This window comes from Polymorphobacter sp. (assembly GCF_051860865.1).
GTDB lineage: Bacteria > Pseudomonadota > Alphaproteobacteria > Sphingomonadales > Sphingomonadaceae > Sandarakinorhabdus.
In genome coordinates this window covers 29,353-47,127 of the sequence record NZ_JBIMKZ010000012.1, presented here as the reverse complement: position 1 = coordinate 47,127, position 17,775 = coordinate 29,353, and the positions used below count along the sequence as shown (strand labels likewise).

At 67.4% G+C, this 17,775-nt stretch carries 14 protein-coding genes; 6 read left to right on the top strand and 8 right to left on the bottom strand.

Features of this window, described 5'->3' with window-relative positions:
- Position 1: 1 nt before the first annotated feature.
- Entirely contained in the window at positions 2–481 is a 480-nt protein-coding gene (locus ACTIFJ_RS03895; RefSeq protein ID WP_439532776.1) for a hypothetical protein, read from the bottom strand.
- Between the two features lie 136 nt (positions 482–617).
- Complete coding sequence (locus tag ACTIFJ_RS03890) at positions 618–1,898, bottom strand: amidohydrolase family protein (protein ID WP_439532775.1); 1,281 nt, start codon at positions 1,896–1,898, stop codon at positions 618–620.
- Positions 1,899–2,054: 156 nt separating this feature from the next.
- On the opposite strand from ACTIFJ_RS03890, the gene ACTIFJ_RS03885 reads away from it, so the two are divergent.
- On the top strand, positions 2,055–3,818 hold the full coding sequence (locus ACTIFJ_RS03885) for a DUF885 domain-containing protein (protein WP_439532774.1): 1,764 nt from the start codon (positions 2,055–2,057) through the stop codon (positions 3,816–3,818).
- Positions 3,819–4,288: 470 nt separating this feature from the next.
- Here ACTIFJ_RS03885 and ACTIFJ_RS03880 read toward each other — a convergent pair whose 3' ends face one another.
- The gene (locus ACTIFJ_RS03880; protein WP_439532773.1) at positions 4,289–5,011 is read right to left on the bottom strand and encodes an SIMPL domain-containing protein; all 723 of its coding nucleotides are present in this window, start codon (positions 5,009–5,011) and stop codon (positions 4,289–4,291) included.
- 65 nt (positions 5,012–5,076) lie between these two features.
- Entirely contained in the window at positions 5,077–5,328 is a 252-nt protein-coding gene (locus ACTIFJ_RS03875; RefSeq protein ID WP_439532772.1) for a GlsB/YeaQ/YmgE family stress response membrane protein, read from the bottom strand.
- A 226-nt stretch (positions 5,329–5,554) separates the two neighbouring features.
- Between ACTIFJ_RS03875 and ACTIFJ_RS03870 the strand changes: the two genes are divergently transcribed.
- Genes ACTIFJ_RS03870 through ACTIFJ_RS03860 form a run of 3 tightly spaced genes read left to right on the top strand, consistent with a single transcriptional unit; the run spans position 5,555 to position 11,124 of the window.
- Positions 5,555–6,736, top strand: coding sequence for an efflux RND transporter periplasmic adaptor subunit (locus ACTIFJ_RS03870; RefSeq protein WP_439532771.1), 1,182 nt, complete (start codon positions 5,555–5,557; stop codon positions 6,734–6,736).
- Between the two features lie 3 nt (positions 6,737–6,739).
- Positions 6,740–9,829, top strand: a complete 3,090-nt coding sequence (locus ACTIFJ_RS03865; RefSeq protein ID WP_439532770.1) for an efflux RND transporter permease subunit — start codon at positions 6,740–6,742, stop codon at positions 9,827–9,829.
- A 26-nt stretch (positions 9,830–9,855) separates the two neighbouring features.
- Positions 9,856–11,124: a DUF445 domain-containing protein gene (locus tag ACTIFJ_RS03860; RefSeq protein ID WP_439532769.1), complete on the top strand. Its 1,269-nt coding sequence runs from the start codon at positions 9,856–9,858 to the stop codon at positions 11,122–11,124.
- Positions 11,125–11,287: 163 nt separating this feature from the next.
- Here the strand turns inward: ACTIFJ_RS03860 and ACTIFJ_RS03855 are convergent, their stop codons facing one another.
- Positions 11,288–12,490, bottom strand: a complete 1,203-nt coding sequence (locus tag ACTIFJ_RS03855; RefSeq protein WP_439532768.1) for a pyridoxal phosphate-dependent aminotransferase — start codon at positions 12,488–12,490, stop codon at positions 11,288–11,290.
- Positions 12,491–12,553: 63 nt separating this feature from the next.
- Positions 12,554–14,275 (bottom strand): aminodeoxychorismate synthase component I, encoded by a 1,722-nt coding sequence (pabB, locus tag ACTIFJ_RS03850; protein WP_439532767.1) that lies wholly within the window; start codon positions 14,273–14,275, stop codon positions 12,554–12,556.
- 60 nt (positions 14,276–14,335) lie between these two features.
- Between pabB and ACTIFJ_RS03845 the strand changes: the two genes are divergently transcribed.
- A complete protein-coding gene (locus ACTIFJ_RS03845; protein ID WP_439532766.1) occupies positions 14,336–15,001 on the top strand; it encodes an MBL fold metallo-hydrolase in 666 nt (221 codons plus the stop codon).
- A gap of 8 nt (positions 15,002–15,009) precedes the next feature.
- Here the strand turns inward: ACTIFJ_RS03845 and ACTIFJ_RS03840 are convergent, their stop codons facing one another.
- Positions 15,010–15,834, bottom strand: coding sequence for a hypothetical protein (locus tag ACTIFJ_RS03840; RefSeq protein WP_439532765.1), 825 nt, complete (start codon positions 15,832–15,834; stop codon positions 15,010–15,012).
- 133 nt (positions 15,835–15,967) lie between these two features.
- Positions 15,968–16,393: an RrF2 family transcriptional regulator gene (locus tag ACTIFJ_RS03835; RefSeq protein WP_439532764.1), complete on the bottom strand. Its 426-nt coding sequence runs from the start codon at positions 16,391–16,393 to the stop codon at positions 15,968–15,970.
- Positions 16,394–16,505: 112 nt separating this feature from the next.
- On the opposite strand from ACTIFJ_RS03835, the gene ACTIFJ_RS03830 reads away from it, so the two are divergent.
- Positions 16,506–17,775, top strand: a 1,270-nt coding sequence (locus tag ACTIFJ_RS03830; protein ID WP_439532763.1) for an FAD/NAD(P)-binding protein, incomplete at its 3' end; no start/stop codon positions are given.

The following is a 17,775-nucleotide window of genomic DNA, read 5'->3' as shown; positions in this document are numbered from 1 at the left end:
ATCAGTCCGGATAGCATTCCGGGTCGGTCTGGCCCTTGGCCTTGTCGAGGTCGGCGCGGACGAGGACGATCGAAGCGATCTTGCCGCCGCGGACGATGGCGTGGCCTGCGGCCAGCGCGCATTCGGTCTTGCCGTCACGGCGCGAGCGGATGACATGATAATTGTAGATCATGTCGTCCTTCTGGAAGACCGCCTTGAACGGCACCACCAGCTCGACATCGCCGCCGCCCTGCTGGATCTTCTGGAAATGGGTTGCCCATTGGTCGGCGCCGTTGATGACGGTCTTGCCTTCGAGGATCAGCGTGGCATCGTTGGTGAGGTGCTTGCGGAAATTGTCGGCGGTGTAGGAACCGGGGACCTTGTAGGCCTCGTTCCACCAGGTGAAGAATTTCGACAGGGCGTCATCGGACGACGAGGCTGCCATCGCCGGCGCCGCAAGCGCGAGGCCGAGAGCGATTGAGATCGGTTTGAACCAGCGCATGCGGTATCCCCTGTGATGAGTGGTTGGCGTTCCGGGCGGTTGAACCGCTCGCTCGTTGAAGAGAGTGTCTTTTAGTTACAGTGTTGTTTCAACCGCATTGTAACTGTCGGTTCGTTGCGCCTGACGCAACGCAACCTCAACGATCGATGGCAGCCGGATTATTGTCGTCACGAATGACGCTGCCGCCCTTCATGACGAAGTGGATCGTGCGCAGCGCGCTGATGTTGGCGGTGGGATCGGCATCGACGGCGATGATGTCGGCGTAATAGCCAGGCGCCAGACGGCCGACTTCCTTGTCGAGGCCGAGCATCCGCGCCGGCTGGATGGTGGCGGCCTGGAGCGCCTGCACCGGGGTCATGCCGGCCTTGGCATAGAGCTCGGCTTCGGCCACGGTGGAGGTGGTGCCGTCGTTCGGCTCGAAGGGCATCTGGTCGGTGCCCAGCGCGATGTTGACGCCCTGCTTGATCGCGGTCTGGAGCATCGCCCAATGCTGCTTGCCGACCATCTCGACGCGCTTCAGATACCAGGGCGGCGAGCCGATTTTCTTGTAGAATTCATAGGCGCCGGGCTGGCTGACGACAATGGTGGGCACCAGCCAGACACCCTTCGCCTTCATCTGCTTCAGCGTGGCGTCATCGAGGTAATAGCCATGCTCGAAGCAATCGATACCATAGCGCAGCGCCTGTTCGGCAGCCTGGACCGAGCCGTTATGGGCGGTGACCTTCATATTATTGCGGTGGGCGACCTCGACGAGGACCTTCATTTCCTCGTCGGTCATCGGCGCCGCACCGATGGCCCCGTGCGTGTCCGAAATGCCGCCGGAAATGGCGATCTTGATCCAGGTGGCGCCGCGCTTGAACTGGGTGCGGACGGCGTTGGCGAAGCCATAGGGGCCATCGACCTCGCGGAAACCATGGCCGGCGGTGGGGACGATCAGCTCGCCCGCCGTCTCGATGCGCGGACCCTGAACATAGCCGGCCTTGATGGCGCGATCGAGGGCGAAGTCATTGCCATTGTCGGTGTGGGTGAAGCGCACGGTGGTGACGCCGGCGCGCAGTGTGTCCCGGGCGTTGGCGGCCATGCGCAGCGTCTGCTCGGCGTCGGTCTCATTGGCCAGTTCGGCGCCCTGGGCGCCGGGGAGAACAAGACCGAGATGAACATGCATGTTCATCAGGCCGGGCACCAGCCATTTGCCGGGCATCGACAGGCGGCGGGCGCCGGCCGGAACCGACACCTCGGCGGCGGTGCCGATGCGGGTGATCTTGTCATTCTCGATCAGCACGACAGCATTGGCGATGGTCTTGCCGGTGTCGATATCGACGACGTTGGCGTCGGTGATGGCGGTCAGCCGGGCATCCTGCGCGGCGGCGCCGGTTGCGATGCAGGTGGCGAGAAGCGCCGCGAGAAGCTTTGACATGATCCGAACCCCTTTTGATTAGCCTGACAATGCTGGCCACAAGAAAGGGGCGCAATGCGGCATGGGGCACGAATTCGTTGCGTGTGACGCAAGGATATGCGGAGTTCATTGCTTGCGCTGAGCGTTCATGCATCATTGTATCAAGGGAGACGGTGGATGATCGATCGCAGAGGCGTTATCGGGCTAATCGGCGCGGGGGCGGCGCTGGCCGGCGCCGGGCCGGTGCTGGCCGCCGATGATCCGGCGGCGCGACTGCGGGCGCTGATCGATGCGGCGACAGCCGCCGACGCGGCGCTCGATCCGCTCGGCGAAGTGGGCGTGCGCAAGGCGGTGTTCGTCGACCCGCTGTCGGACGGCTGGGCGAGCGCCTTCGAGACGGCGAAGCGCGGCCAGGCCCGGGCGCTGGCGGCGCTGCCGCGCGACGCGCTGGGACCGGTCGACAGAATCGCCTATGATGTGCTGGCGTGGAAGACGGGGACGCAGGCGGCCGAGCTGGATGCCGGGCTGCTGCGGGTGCGGCGCGAGGCGCCGCTCAACCCGAGCTTCGGGCTGCATATCGAGACCGCAGACTTCGTCAGCGGCGCCGGCGCGCCGTTCGCGACGCTGGCCGATTATGAGGCCGGGCTGGTGCGGCTCGACGGTTTTGCCGGGCATCTGCGGCAGATGGTGGGGCGGCTCGACGAGGGGCTGGCGGCGGGCCGCGTGCAGCCGGCGCTGATCGTCGATGCCGTGCTCGGACAGATCGATGCGATGCTGGCGCTGCCGGTGGAGGACAGCCCCTTTTATGCCGCGATCAAGCGGATGCCGACGGCGCTGGCCGGGGACCGCGACCGGCTGGCAAAGGCCTATCGCGCCCGGATCGAGGGCGAGGTGCTGCCGGCCTATGCCGCCTGGGGCGAGATGCTGCGCGGCCGCTACCGGCCGCGCGCCGGTGAGGCGCCGGGGCGCTGGGCGATGAAGGACGGGGCGGCGCTCTATGCGGCCGAGCTGGCCGAGCATACGACGACCGACCTCGATGCCGAGGCGATCCATGCGCTGGGCGTTTCCGAGGTGGCGCGGATCAGGGGCGAGATGGAGGCGGTGCGCGGGCGGATTGGCTTTGCCGGGGACCTCAAGGCGATGTTCGACCATGTGCGGACCAATCCGGCCTTCTACTGCAAGAGCGATGCCGAGCTGCTCGAGCGGTTCGCTGCCATCGAGACGCGGATCTGGAAGCGGATACCGGCGCTGTTCCACCGCGCCCCCAAGGCGCCGTTCCGGGTGGCGCCGCTGCCCGCACTCGGCGAGCAGCGCGGCACCGGCTATTACAAGCCCGGCCCGGCCGACGGGGTCAGCCCCGGCACGCTGTTCTTCAACATGGCGATGCGGCCGACCCGGCCGATCCCGACGCTGGAGACGCTGACTCTGCACGAGGGCATCCCCGGCCATCACTTCCAGATCACGCTGGCGCGCGAGACGGCGACGCTGCCGGACCTGCTGCGCTATGGCTCGAACACCGCCTATGCCGAGGGCTGGGGGCTCTATGCGGAATCGCTGGGCCGCGAGCTGGGGATGTTCGAGGACCCGTGGCAGTGGTTCGGCCATCTCGACATGGAGATGCTGCGGGCGGTCCGGCTGGTGGTCGATACCGGGTTGCATGCGCAGCGCTGGGGCCGCCAGCAGGCGCTCGACTATATGCTCGACAACACCTCGATGGCGCCGCGCGACGTGGCGGTGGAGGTGGACCGCTACATCGCCTATCCGGGCCAGGCCTGCGCCTACAAGATCGGCGAACTGACCTTCAGGCGGCTGCGTGGCGAGACGGCGGCTGCGCTGGGGCCGCGCTTCGATGTGCGCGACTTCCACGGCCAGTGCCTTGATACCGGGGCGCTGCCGATGGCGGTGCTGGAGGCAAAGCTGCGGGGGTGGATGAAGGCTTAGGTGCGGACGGACGAGCACCAACCTCGCATTGTGACTCGCAGGTGCGCACTCGACAATCGACTTAGAGCCTGCCGGGCAGAAGCAGGTGCGGACATAAAATACGGCACATTAAATGCCATACTAAATTCTAATTATTTCTATTTATCCGTGTATATTGCCTGTAGCAATATCGAAACTAAATACGCCAAAGCCAGCCAACGAGCAGCAGCCGCAAAAGAACTGTCGTCAACGAGACCAAATATGTTTGCAACGACTGAAAGAACAAATATTGGCATGAGCGGCAGGACGATCGTTGACGACATTTTCCCAAATAGTATGCGCCCTATCATCCCCCATTCTCCTTGAACTCAATTGAAGCGGTGTATCTTTGGTCCTGCTTTCGAGTTTATGCATGTTGGGCAATTCGGGATTCGTGGCCTGAGGCTCCGGCCGCCTGCCCCGGCGAAGGCCGGGGCCGGAGGCGCCCAGCCCTACTCCAGCTCGAACGTGACATTGACGTTGATGACGAGGCCGACCTCGCCGCCCTCGACCGGCGGGGCGGCCGAGGCCTCGTCGGCGGCCATCCGCATCATCCGCTGCGGCTGCGGCATCATCGAGCCGGACTCGCCGATCTCGACGATGCGCTTGACGCGCATGCCGGCGGCCTTGGCGTAAAGCTCGGCACGGGCGCGGGCGGTGGCGACGGCCGCGGTGCGGGCTTCGTCAAGTGCCGCCTCGGGCTTGTCGAGGCTGAAATTGGGGCCCTGGATCTGGTTGGCGCCGTTCGTGACCAGCGCATCGATCAGCGCACCGGCGCTGGCGATCTTGCGGACTTTGAGATTGACGGTGTTGCTTGCCTGATAGCCGGTGAGCACCGGCGGCTGGTTGTTCTCATAGCGATATTGCGGCTGCAGCGAGAGGTTGCTGGTCTGGATATCGCGGTCGGCGATGCCGCTCTTGCGGACGGCGGCGACAACGGCGGTCATCAGCTTGTTGTTCTCGGCCATGGCGGCGGCGGCGGTCGGCGCCGTGGTGACGACACCGCCGGAGAGCTGGACGACATCGGGGGCGCGCATGACCCGGCCCTCGGCGGTGATGCTGAGCGTGGTCGGGCGCGGCATGTTCAAAAAGGCATGCGACGGCATCTGCTGGGCGGCGGCCGGTGCGGCGGCGGCGAAGAGGACGAGGGCAGCGGTGAGGGGGATGCGGCGCATTGGGGGCTCCTGGATGGTCTGGCTACCGCGTTGGCGGATCGGGGCTTTCCGGAATCTGAACGGATTTATTTATTGTTGCCCATCGCTCGCCACAGCGCCAGCACGCCGATGGCGCCGATCACCGAGCCGATGAAGCCGGCGGTCTCACCCTCATCGTAAAGGCCGAGCGCCCGGCCGCCATAGGTGGCAAAGATGGCGCCGGCGATGCCGATGGCGATGGTGACGAGGCAGCCGGCCGGGCGACGGCCCGGGGCCAGCCACCCGGCGATCAGGCCGGCGAAGAAGCCGATGATGATGGCACCGATCAGGCTGGTCATGGCGCGTTCCTTGTTCAAGCGGGATAAATCGCAGCGGTACAATAGTCATCGTGCGCATCGAAGCGGTTTTTTCTCGGGCACGACTGTCCGGGATGCGGCCAAATGCGCGGCCGACATGCGCGGTTCAGGGGCAATTTCTGTAGCCCGCTCAATTTGACTAAGGTATAGGCGGCGCAGGCCGGTGACCCATCAGACAGGACAATCATTGGCCCCAAGGACGACGAACATGAACAAGCGTAGCGCCTTGCCGGAGCCGGAAGAGGCGGTGGTCTATCCCTATTCCGCCTTCGAAGGCTCGTGGGCGGCGCGGCTGCAGCGGTTTCGCTGGCCGCTGGTTGCGCTTGGCGTGGTCCTGCTCGGGCTGCTCGGCTGGCGGCTGTTCGGGCCGGCGGCGGCGCCCCAGGCGGTGACGGTGGCGGTGCCGCAGGTGACGGTGATGGTGCCGGGCACCAGCGAAGTGACGCAGCTGGTGACCGCGCCGGGATCGATTGCGGCAAAGCGCGACGAGTCGATCGGTGTTCAGGGCGAAGGCGGCCGGGTGACTGCCGTGCTGGTCGAGGCCGGCCAGCAGGTGCAACGCGGCCAGATTCTGGCGCGGATTGACCGCAGCGTGCAGGCCCAGCAGGCGGCGCGCGTCGCCGCCGATATCCGGGCCGCCGAGGCCGACCTGACACTGGCCGAGGCTGACCTCAACCGCGCGCTGGCGCTGGTAGAGCGCGGCTTTGTTTCCCGCGCCGACATCGACCGCCGCACGGCGACGCGCGACGGCATGCGGGCGCGGGTGGCGGTGGCGCGGGCGCAGCTCGGCGAGATCAATGCGCGTATCGCCCAGCTCGATGTGCGGGCGCCGTCCGCCGGGCTGGTACTGGCACGCAATGTCGAGGCCGGGCAGGTCGTCGGCCCCGGCAGCGCGGCGCTGTTCCGGCTGGCCGAGGGCGGCGTCCTGGAGATGCGCGCCCAGGTGGCGGAGCAGGACATCACGACGCTGAAGCCCGGCATGCGCGCCGAGGTGACGCCGGTGGGCAGCAGCGAGAGCTATGTCGGCTCGATCTGGCTGATCGACCCGGTGATAGACGCAGTCAGCCGTCTTGGCGTGGTGCGGATCGCCCTGCCCTATTCGCCGGGCCTGCGCGTCGGCGCCTTTGCTCGCGCCCGGATCGAGTCCGGCACCGGCGTGCGGCCGGTGCTGCCGCAATCGGCGATCCAGGTCGACGACAAGGGCAATTACGTGCTGGTGGCGGGGCCGGACAACAAGGTCCAGCGGCGCGGCGTGACCGTCGGCTCGGTCAACGACCAGGGCGTCAGCATCGCCAGCGGCCTCGACGGCCAGGAGCGGGTGGTGGTGTCGGCCGGGGCCTTCCTGCGCGCCGGAGAGACGATCAAGCCCGTGCTCGCGCCGAAGAGCTAGCGCGTGCGCAACATATCTTCCTGGTCGATCCGCAACCCGGTGGCGCCGCTGGTGGCGTTCTTCATGCTGACGCTGGCCGGCATCATCAGCTTCGTGACGATGGACATCAACGACAATCCGGATGTCAATTTCCCGATCGCCCAGGTGATCGTCAACCAGCCCGGCGCAGCGCCGACCGAGCTGGAGACCCAGGTGACGCAGCGCGTCGAGGCCGCCGTACGCGGCATCAACGGCATCGACGAGATCAGCTCCTATGTGAGCGAGGGCAGCAGCCGGACGGTGGTCCAGTTCGCCATCGGCACGCCGATCGACCGCGGCGTCAACGACGTGCGCGACGCCATCGCCAATATTCGCGCCGACCTGCCGGCCGGCATCCTCCAGCCGCAGGTCAAGCGGATCGACGGGATCAGCGGGCCGATCGCCTATTTCTCGGTCGAGGCGGTCGACATGACGCTCGAGGAACTGAGCTGGTTTGTCGACGACACCGTGGCCAAAAAACTGCTCGGCATCCCCGGCATGGCGGCCGTGCGGCGCGGCGGCGGAGTCAGCCGCGAGATGCGGGTGATCATCGATCCGGCCCGGCTGCAGGCGCTCGGGGTGACGGCGGCCGAGGTCAACGATCAGTTGCGGCTGGTCAACCTCAATGCCGCTGGCGGGCGGACGGAAATCGCCGGTTCCGAGCAATCGGTGCGGGTGCTGGGCAATGCGGCCGATGCGCGGGCGCTGGGCGAGACCCAGATCACCGTGCGCGGCGGGCGGCGGGTGCGTCTGTCCGACATCGCCGAGGTGAAGGACCTATACGCCGAGCAGCGCAGCTTCTCGAAGATGAACGGCCGGCAGGTTGTGTCGATCGCGCTGGAGAAGGCCAAGGGTTCGTCCGACGTCACCGTCTATGACAATGCGGTCAAGGCGCTCGACGAGATCGCCGCCGAAAACCCCAAGATCAAGTTCAGCCAGCTGTTCACCTCGGTCGATTACACCAAGCAGCAGTATAATTCGGCGGTGGCGGCGATGGTCGAGGGCGCAATCCTCGCCGTGCTGGTGGTGTTCCTGTTTCTGAAGGACTGGCGGGCGACGATCATCTCGGCGCTGGCGATCCCGCTGTCGGCGATCCCGGCCTTCTGGTTCATGGACATGCTCGGGTTTTCTCTCAATTCGCTGTCGCTGCTGGCGCTTTCGCTGGTGGCAGGCGTGCTGGTCGACGATGCGATCGTCGAAATCGAGAACATCGTTCGCCATATGCGCATGGGCAAGACCGCCTATCAGGCCTCGATCGATGCCGCCGACGAGATCGGGCTGGCGGTGCTGGCCACCACCATGGCGATTGTCGCGGTGTTTTTCCCCGTCGGCATCATGCCTGGGATTTCGGGCGAGTTTTTCAAGAATTTCGGGCTGACCGTGGTGGTCGCGGTGCTGCTCAGCCTTGCCGTGGCACGGCTGATCACACCGATGCTCGCCGCCTATTTCCTCAAGAGCGCCGGCCAGGCCGAGCATGGCGAGGGGCGCTGGGTGCACTTCTACATGCGCATCCTGCGCTGGTCGCTCGACCATCGCTGGAAGACGGTGGCGCTGGGCGGGGTAGCGCTGGCGGCGACCGTGGTGTCGTTCGTGACGCTGCCGATCACCTTCCAGCCGCGCGTCGATACCGATTTTGCCCAGGTGAAGATCGAGCTGCCGCCCGGCACGACCATCCAGCAGACAGAGGCGGTCGTCGACAAGGCCAGCGCGATCCTCCGCGCGTCGCCGGTGGTGTCGGCGGTGTTCGCGGAAATCGAACCCGGCGCCTCGACCATCTATCTGACGCTGCGCGACGACCGGCCGATTTCCAGCGTCGAGTTCGAACGCGCGATGACGCCGAAACTCGCGACCATCGCCGACGCGCGGATCGGCTTCCAGGTGCAGGGGCCGGGCGGCGGCGGGGCTGGGCGCGACATTCAGGTGGTGATCGCCGGCAGCGACCCGGCGCTGCTCGACCAGGCGGCGTTCCGCGTCGTCGAGGAGATGCGCACCCTGCCGCAGCTGCGCCAGGTGCGGATAGAGGGCGATTATCGCCGGCCGGAGATCACCATCCGGCCGCGGCTCGACATGGCGGCCGAGATGGGAGTGACGACCGCCGCGCTGTCCGAGACCATCCGCATCGCCACGCTCGGCGATATCGACCAGAATGTCGCCCGCTTCTCGCTGGAGGACCGGCAGATCCCGATCCGCGTCGCCATTACCGAGGATTCGCGCAAGAGCCTCTCCACGCTGGAAAATCTGCCGGTGCCGACGGCGACCGGCGGGTCGGTGCCGCTGAAAGTGGTCGCCGATGTCAGCTTCGGCGCCGGCGCTACCGAGATCCGCCGGTTCAACCAGCAGCGCCGCGTGCTGATCGGCGCCGACCTGGCGCCGGGACTAGTGACCGGTGATGCCGAGCCGAAGATCAACGCGCTGCCGAGCCTGGCCAACCTGCCGCCCGGTATCGAGAAGGTGAAGTTCGGCGAGCAGAAATGGCAGATGGAACTGCTGACCAACTTCATCGTCGCCGTGGTGGCCGGCGTGCTGCTGGTGTTTGCGGTGCTGGTGCTGCTCTACAAGAGGGTGCTGCCACCGTTCGTCAACATGGGCTCGCTGCTGCTCGCGCCGCTGGGCGGCGGCATCGCGCTACACCTGACCGGCAATGTCATCTCGATGCCGGTGTTCATCGGCCTGCTGATGCTGCTCGGCATCGTCGCCAAGAACTCGATCCTGCTCGTCGACATGGCGATCGAGGAACTGGCGCATGGTGCGACGCTGCGCGACGCGATCATCGAGGCCGGGCACAAGCGCGTGCAGCCGATCGTTATGACCACGGTGGCGATGGTGGCCGGCATGTTGCCGATCGCCCTGTCCTTATCCGGAGATGGCTCGTGGCGGGCGCCGATGGGGATCGTCGTCATCGGCGGGCTGATCATGTCCACCGCGCTGACGCTGGTGATCGTGCCGGCAACCTTCAGCCTGGCGATCGGCGCCGAAGAATGGCTGGCGCCGCGCCTGCGCCGCTGGTTCACCAACAACGAGACACCTGCTAAGACGGGGACGCGCCCGGCACCGCCGCCGGCCCCTGCGGAGTAGACCTCGAGCTGGCCTCTTTCAAACCCTTGCGCCTGAAGCCCTTCCGCCTGCCCGAGACGCCGTTCCACCGTATGCGGCTGGCCGCGACGCTGCTGCTGCTCGGCATGGCGCTGCTGTTTGTCTCCACGCTGCGCTTCGAGGACGCCCACCCTGCCCTGCCCTGGGTCAAAGCCTTTGCCGAAGCCGCGCTCGTCGGCGGTCTGGCGGACTGGTTTGCGGTGACAGCGCTGTTCCGCCATCCGCTCGGCCTGCCGATACCCCACACCGCCATCATCCCGGCCAACAAGGACCGTATTGGCGATAGCCTGGCCAGCTTCCTCAAGGACAATTTCCTCACCCCCTCGGTGCTGGCGCGGCGGCTGCACGGCGTCGACATCGCCGGCGCCGCCGCCGCCTGGCTGGCCGCGCCCGGCTCCCCGCCGCTCACGGGGCAGCCGGCGACCGGACCGCAGGGCCTCGGCCCGCTCATCGCCAAGCTGATCCGGCTGCTCGACACCCCGCATATCGGCGAGCTGGTCAAGGCTGGCACCGCCGACCGGCTGCGCGCCATGGCGCTCTCCCCGCTCGTCGCCGACGCCGTCGACACCACGCTCGACCGCCGCCGCCATGTGCCGGTACTCGATGCCGGGCTCGACTGGGCGCTGGCCATGCTCGACGACCAGCAGTCCACCATCCGCGAGATGGTCAAGGACCGCACCAACTGGCTGCTCCGCGCCGTCAACATCGACACACGCGTCTCCGACCAGCTGATCGAGGGCATCCGCAGCCTGCTCACCCAGATCGCCGCCGACCCCGAGCATCCGCTGCGCGCCCGGCTCGAGGTCAGCCTGCGCGGCTGGGCCGACTCGCTGCGCAATGACCCCGAGGCCCGCCTGCCCGTCGAAGCCTTCAAGCGCGACCTCATCGACAACCCGGCGCTGGGTCAATGGATTGGCAGCCTTTGGGACAGCGCCCGCGCCGGCCTCGTCAAGCGTCTCGATGCCCCCGCCTCGGCACCCGACAGCCGCCTCGTCCAGGCGTTCGCCGCCATCGGCCAGCGCATCGAAGCCGACCCAATGCTGCGCGCCAGCCTCAACACCCAGCTGCGCCGGCTCGGCGTCGGACTTGTTAACCGCTATGGCCAGGGCATCGTCGGCCTCGTCTCCGCCACCGTGCGCGGCTGGGACGCCACCACCGTCACCAACAAGCTCGAAAGCGCCGTGGGCCGCGACCTGCAGTTCATCCGCATCAACGGCACCCTGATCGGCGGCTGCATCGGCCTGGCGCTGCACGCGCTGGTGCTGGCGGTCCGGTAAGGCAGCCCAGCGCAATTGAAAGAAGAAGCCTCCGGCGGCTGGAGGCGAAGCCCCCAGACCCCATGAATGGCGCCACTCCCGAGCACCAACGGACATCGCGGTGAACGAACCCCGTTTTGGGGTCTGGAGGCTTCGCCCCCAGCCGCCGGAGGCCCCCCTTCCCTTAACTCAGCGCGGCGACCGCCTTCTGGATACGGCGGCAGGCGTCTTCGAGGACGCTGTCGGCGGTGGCGTAGCTGATGCGGAAGGCGGGGGAGCCACCGAAGGCGGCGCCGTGGACGACGGCGACGCCCTGGCTTTCGAGGAAATAGCCGGCGACGTCTTCATCGGTGGCGAGGGTGGCGCCCGAGGGCGTGCACTTGCCGATCAGGCCGGCGCAGTCCGGGTAGACGTAGAAGGCGCCTTCGGGGCGCGGGCAGATCAGGCCGGGGGTGTCGTTGAGCATCCGGACGACGAGATCGCGGCGACGCTGGAAGGCGGCGTTGCGTTCCTTGAGGAAGGACTGGTCGCCGTTCAGCGCCGCGACGGTGGCGGCCATCGAGATCGAGCAGGGGTTGGAGGTGCTCTGCGACTGGAGCTTGGATATGGCCTTGATCAGCCACGCGGGGCCGCCGGCGAAGCCGATGCGCCAGCCGGTCATGGCATAGGCCTTGGAGGCGCCGTTGACAGTGAGCGTGCGGTCGAAAAGGCCGGGGGTCACTTCGGCGAGGGTGCCGAAATCGAAATCATCGTAGACGATGTGCTCGTACATGTCGTCGGACATGACGAGGACATGGGGGTGGCGCAGCAGCACTTCGCCCAGCGCGGCGAGTTCGGCGCGGGTGTAGGCGGCGCCGGTGGGGTTGCTGGGCGAGTTGAAAATCAGCCACTTGGTTTTGGGGGTGATGGCGGCATCGAGCTGGGCGGGCAGCAGCTTGAAGCCCTGGTCGATCCCGCAGGGCAGGATTACCGGGGTAGCGCCGGCGAGCTGGACGATGTCCGGGTAGCTGACCCAATAGGGCGCCGGGATGATCACCTCGTCGCCGGCATCGAGCGTGGCGAGCAGGGCGTTGAAGATGGTGTGCTTGCCGCCGGCGTTCACGGTGATCTGGTCGAGCCCGTAATCGAGGTTGTTGTCGCGCTTGAACTTGGCCTGGATGGCGGCCTTCAGCTCGGGGGTGCCGTCGACGGCGGTGTATTTGGTCTTGCCGGCGCGGATGGCAGCGATGGCGGCCTCTTTCACGAAATCGGGCGTGTCGAAATCCGGCTCGCCGGCTGCCAGGCCGATGACATCGCGGCCTTCCGCCTTGAGGGTGGCGGCCTTGTTGGTGATGGCGATGGTCGGGCTGGGATTGATGCGCTGGATAGCGGCGGAGAGGAGCGACATGGGCGGCAGGTTCCTTGTGTGGTGCCGGCGCTTTAGCGGGGGCCGGGGGCGGCTGGCAATCGGCTATAACGCAAGAATGGCCGGCATCAGGCCGCGCAGGGCATTGCCGACGAAAAAGCCGTGGACAAGGTCGGCGCGGGTGAGCGGGGATTCCACGGCCTCGCCGCTGGCGAGCAGCCGGGCGCGGAGCACGCCGGGGAGCAGGCCGAGCGCTGCCGGCGGGGTCAGCAGCCGGTCGCCGCGAGATACGAACAGCGTGGTGAAGCTGCCTTCGGTCAGCTGGCCGTCGTCTGTCTCGAAAAGGACTTCGGCGGTGCCGGCGGCCTTGCGGGCGTTGTCATAGAACGCGCGGTCGCTAGTCTTGTGGCGCAGCCGCCAGTCGGCTGGGGATACCGGCAGCGGGACGATCTTGACGCGCAGCGGCAAGGCGAGCGGCGGCGGCGGCGCGGACAGCTGGACGGCGTGATGCCCGGCCGGGCTGGCGAGCAGGCGGAGCCGCCCATCCGACACGCCGGCAATGGCCTCGGCGACGACGGCGCGGGCGGCGGCTTCGTCGAACGACAGGCCTAGGAAGGCGGCGCTGCGGCTCATGCGGATGAGATGGGCTTCGAGATCGGGCAGCTGCCCGTCTGTCAGACGCATCGTCTCGATCAGGTCCGGCGGGCCGCCGCGCGACAGGAAGGCGGCCTTGGCCAGGCATTCCTGCCATTCGGCGGCGGGATCGCTGTCGGCGATGATGCCGGAGCCGAGGCCGAGGGCAGCGTGACGATCGCCCTTGCCGATGACCAGCGTGCGGATGGCGACGTTGAACACGGCGTCGCCATTGGCGCGAACGGCGCCGATGCTGCCGGTGTAGGGGCCGCGGGGGGCGGGCTCGACCTCGGCGATCACCTCCATGGCGCGGATCTTGGGGGCGCCAGTGACCGAGCCGCAGGGAAACAGCCGAGCCAGCACATCGGCGGCGGTGATGCCGTGGTGCGCCTCGGCGGTGATCGTCGAGGTCATCTGCAGGATGCTCGGATAGGTTTCGACCTCGAACAGCGCCGGCACCTCGACCTTGGAGGCAACGCGCGAAAGGTCGTTGCGCAGCAGGTCGACAATCATGAGGTTTTCGGCGCGGTTCTTGGGGTCGGCCTGGAGGGCGGCGGCAATGGCGGTGTCCTCGGCGGCGTCGGCGCCGCGCCGGGCGGTGCCCTTCATCGGCCGGGCGGTCAGGGTGCGGCCGTGCAGATTGAAGAACAGCTCGGGCGAGAAGCTGAGCAGCCAGTGACGGCCAGTATGCACGAGGGCGCCATAGGGGGCGCGGCTGCCGGGGCGCAGCGCGGCGTAGAGCGCCAGTGGATGGCCGGAAAACTCGAGGCGGGCCGGAAAGGTGAGATTGGCCTGATAGATGTCCCCGGCGGCGATCAGCGCCTGGACCCGGGCGAGCGCGGCGGCATGGGCAGCCTCGCTGATGCCGGGTTCGAGCCGGCCGAGGCGGGCGGCGCCATGGCCGGCGAGCAGGGCATCGACGTCGACGGGCGCCGCGTCGGTGAAGCGGGCGAACCAGAGCAGCGGCGTGTCGGTAACGGGCCGTGCCTGCGCCGCCAGCCGTGGTTCGAGTGCGTGGCCGGCCTCATAGCCGATGAAGCCGGCCCAATCGCCGCCCGAACGCAGCCGGGCCAGTGCCGGCGCCACCTCGGCCGCGGTGGTCGCCTCGACGGTCTCGGCCGGGCCGGTGAACAGCGTCGCCCGGCCCGTGCTGGCATCATCGAGGAGGACGAACGGGCGAACGGGATCGAACACGGCGCCTTCCTAGGGGCAAACGACTGGAAGAAGAAGGGCGGGCGCGATAGGAGTGACGCCATGTCCGAGACCCCTCCCCTCCAGGCCGTCATTGTCCCGGTGACGCCGCTCCAGCAGAATTGCACCCTGCTCTGGTGCACCAAGACCATGAAGGGCGCCTTCACCGACCCCGGCGGCGACCTCGACCGGCTGAAGGCGGTGGCGAAACAGCATGGCGTGACCATCGAAAAGCTGCTCGTCACCCATGGCCACATCGATCATTGCGGGATGACTGGTGTGCTGGCGCAGGAGCTGGGCGTGCCGATCGAGGGACCGCATCCGGACGACAAATTCTGGATCGACCAGGCGCCGGCGCTGGGCGCCAATTACGGGATCGCCGGGGCGACCGCGTTCACCCCGGACCGCTGGCTGTATCAGGGCGATACGGTGACGGTGGGCGAGCTGGTCTTCGATGTCATCCACTGCCCGGGGCATACGCCGGGGCATGTCGTTTTCTATCATGCGCCGTCGAAGCTGGCGATCGTCGGCGACGTGCTGTTCCAAGGGTCGATCGGACGGACCGACTTTCCGCGCGGCAACCACGGCGACTTGATCCGCGCGATCACCGAGCGGCTGTGGCCGCTGGGCGGCGAGACGATGTTCGTGCCCGGCCATGGCCCGATGAGCGACTTCGCCACCGAGCGGCGGACCAATGCCTTTGTCGCAGACCGGGTGCTGGCGGGTTAAGGAGCGCGCTAGCGAGGGGGGATCAGCACCGCGCGGACATCCTCATAGCCCTTGCGCCAGCCGACGACGCCGGACGGGTTGCCGCCGTTGAAGACGATCTTGAAGCCGAGCGGCCTGTGTTCGGTGTCGGTCCACATGTCGAAATTCAGGCTGTAAGTGCCGCCCTTGGGGTCCGGCATCCGCTCGACGAAGGTGAAATGGCGCACCGCCATCGACGCGCCGCCAGCGCGCGTGGCGGCAACCTCGCCCTTGAACGACAGGGTGGCGGTGCCGCCGGACAGGGTGCGGACGCGGTCGAGGTCCTGGCCGGTCCAGCGGAAGGTCTGGGCGCCGCCTCGCGCAAAGTCATAATGGCGGGTCATCACGAACATCGAGGTGATGCTCGGCGACATGTTGATGAAACAATCGGGATCACAGACGGCGACGGGGTCGCTCGACAGGCCGCCGAGCGCGGCGTCGCGCGGGCGTACCGAGATCTTCACTTCGCGACCGGCCAAGCGCATCACGACATCGACCGGCTTGCCGTCGTACAGACCGATTCCATAAGCGTTTTCTGAGCGCCAGTCCTTGTCGAGGTCGAAGCGCGCCTGCACCCGGTATTTGCCGTCGGCGGCGGTGATGGTGTTCAGCAGGACATGGCCACCATCGGGACGCTGTAGATATTCGAACGCCTCTTCGCGCGCCGACGGGCCGCCGGCGGCGACGACCATCGAGCCGCTGTCCAGCAGCGTCGCGCCCGACAGGCCGGCGTAGACCGAGAGGTCGGCGGCGCCCACCGCGGCGGCGAGGCCGAGCGTGGCGAAAACGGTGATCAGTCCCAGTCGCAATTTCATGATCAGGCCCCTTGTTCTCGGTGCCGATCTAAGCCCCGCCTGTGCCGGGCTGCAAGAAATGTCGTTTTTACTTGTCGCGTGACGGTCAATTTTGCCGGACTGCATTCAATACACTGAAATAATTGACTTTTGTTCAGAGGTGCAGCTCGCGCGGCGGGCGGTCGGCAAGAGTCAGCCGGTCGAGCACCTGGGCCGTGGCGTCGCGCACCGCGAGCATGATCAGCCGCAGCTCGCAGGTGCTTTCCGGCACGCAATTGTCGCACGGTACATGGTTGAACCGGCTGGCGCAGGGCACCAGCGCCAGCGAGCCCCGGGTGATACGGATGATATCGCCCAGCCGCAGCTCGTCGGGCGGGCGATTGAGCACATAGCCGCCGCTGCGCCCCTTGCGGGCGAGCACCAGCCCGCTGCGGCTCAGCTCGGACAGGATGACGGTGAGGAACTTTCTCGGAATGCGCCGGTCCTCGGCGATCTCGTCGATGGGGACGGGTCCATCGCCATAGCGACTTGCCAGATGCTGCAACGCGCGGATGGCATAACGGGTCTTCATGTTGAGCATCGCCGGTCCCTAGGCGCGCTTTCAAGGTTTTTCAACGGGATCAATTGGCAATTCGGCGACGATCCGTCATGTGAAGCCCGACGAAGTTCGTGTCGCGAGGAGTATCGACTGAATGACCCTGCCTGTAGCGATCATCGGCGGTGGCTTTTCCGGGACGTTGCTTGCAGTCAACTTGCTGGAATCGCCCGGCCCTGACCTTCTGCTGTTCGAAAGCCGCGGCGTGGCGGGCACAGGTCTGGCCTATGGCACGCGGCATCCGGCCCATCTGCTCAACGTCCGCGCCCGCAACATGAGCGCCTTTGCCGACAAACCCGATCATTTTGTCGCCTGGCTGGCCCGGCAGCCGGACGCCCCGCGCAACGGCTTCGTGCCGCGCGCACTGTTCGGCCGCTATGTGAAGGCGGTATTCGCCGAGGCCCAGGCCGCCTCCCCCGGACGGCTGCGGATCATCCCCCAGGCAGTGACCGGCTTTTCGGATGCCGAGGGCGGCTATCGCCTGCACGTCGCGGGCGGCGGCGAGCATCTGTGCAGCCGCGTCGTGCTCGCAACCGGCAACCCGTCTCCGGCGCTGCCGGCGGGCCTCGGCCGGCAGACGCTGCCGGAGGGGCTGCCCAAGGAGTTGATCGCGCCCGATCCTTGGACCGACACGGCCCTGGAGGGCATTGCCCCGGATGACAGCGTCGTGCTGGTCGGCACCGGGCTGACCGCGGTCGATGTCGCGCTGATGTTGCTGGCCGACGGCCATCAGGGCCGGATCGTCGCCGTGTCACGGCGCGGCCTGCTACCGCGCGCGCATGATTCGAGCCCGCCGCCGCCGCCGCTCGACGGCGTGCCGGTGGGGCTGGCGGCGCTGGTCAAGCGCGTCCGCCAACAGGGAGAAGCGCTGGGCTGGCGCCAGGCGGTCGACCAGCTGCGGCCGTGGACCCAGCATATCTGGCAGCATATGGCGACCACCGACCGCCGCCGCTTCCTGCGCCACCTGCGGCCCTATTGGGACGTGCACCGCCACCGGATGGCGCCGACCGTAGCGGCGATCCTGGCCGGGATGACCGCGCAAGGCCGCTTCGAGGCGCTGGCCGGGCGAATCCGGACGGTGACGCCGGGCGACGGCGCGGCGACGGTGACGATCGCGCTGCGCGGCGGCGGCACTCGCACCGAGCCGGCGCACCGGATCATCAACTGCACCGGGCCGGGCATCGAGCTGGCGACGACGACGTCGCCTCTGCTGGCGTCGCTGCGCGATGCCGGGCTCGCAGTGGCCGATGCGCTGGGGCTGGGGCTGAAGGTCGACCAGCTCGGGCGGTTGCTGGGTCGCGACGGCGCCGCGCATCCGGACCTGTTCGCCATCGGCCCGCTGACCCGCGGCGAATTCTGGGAGATCA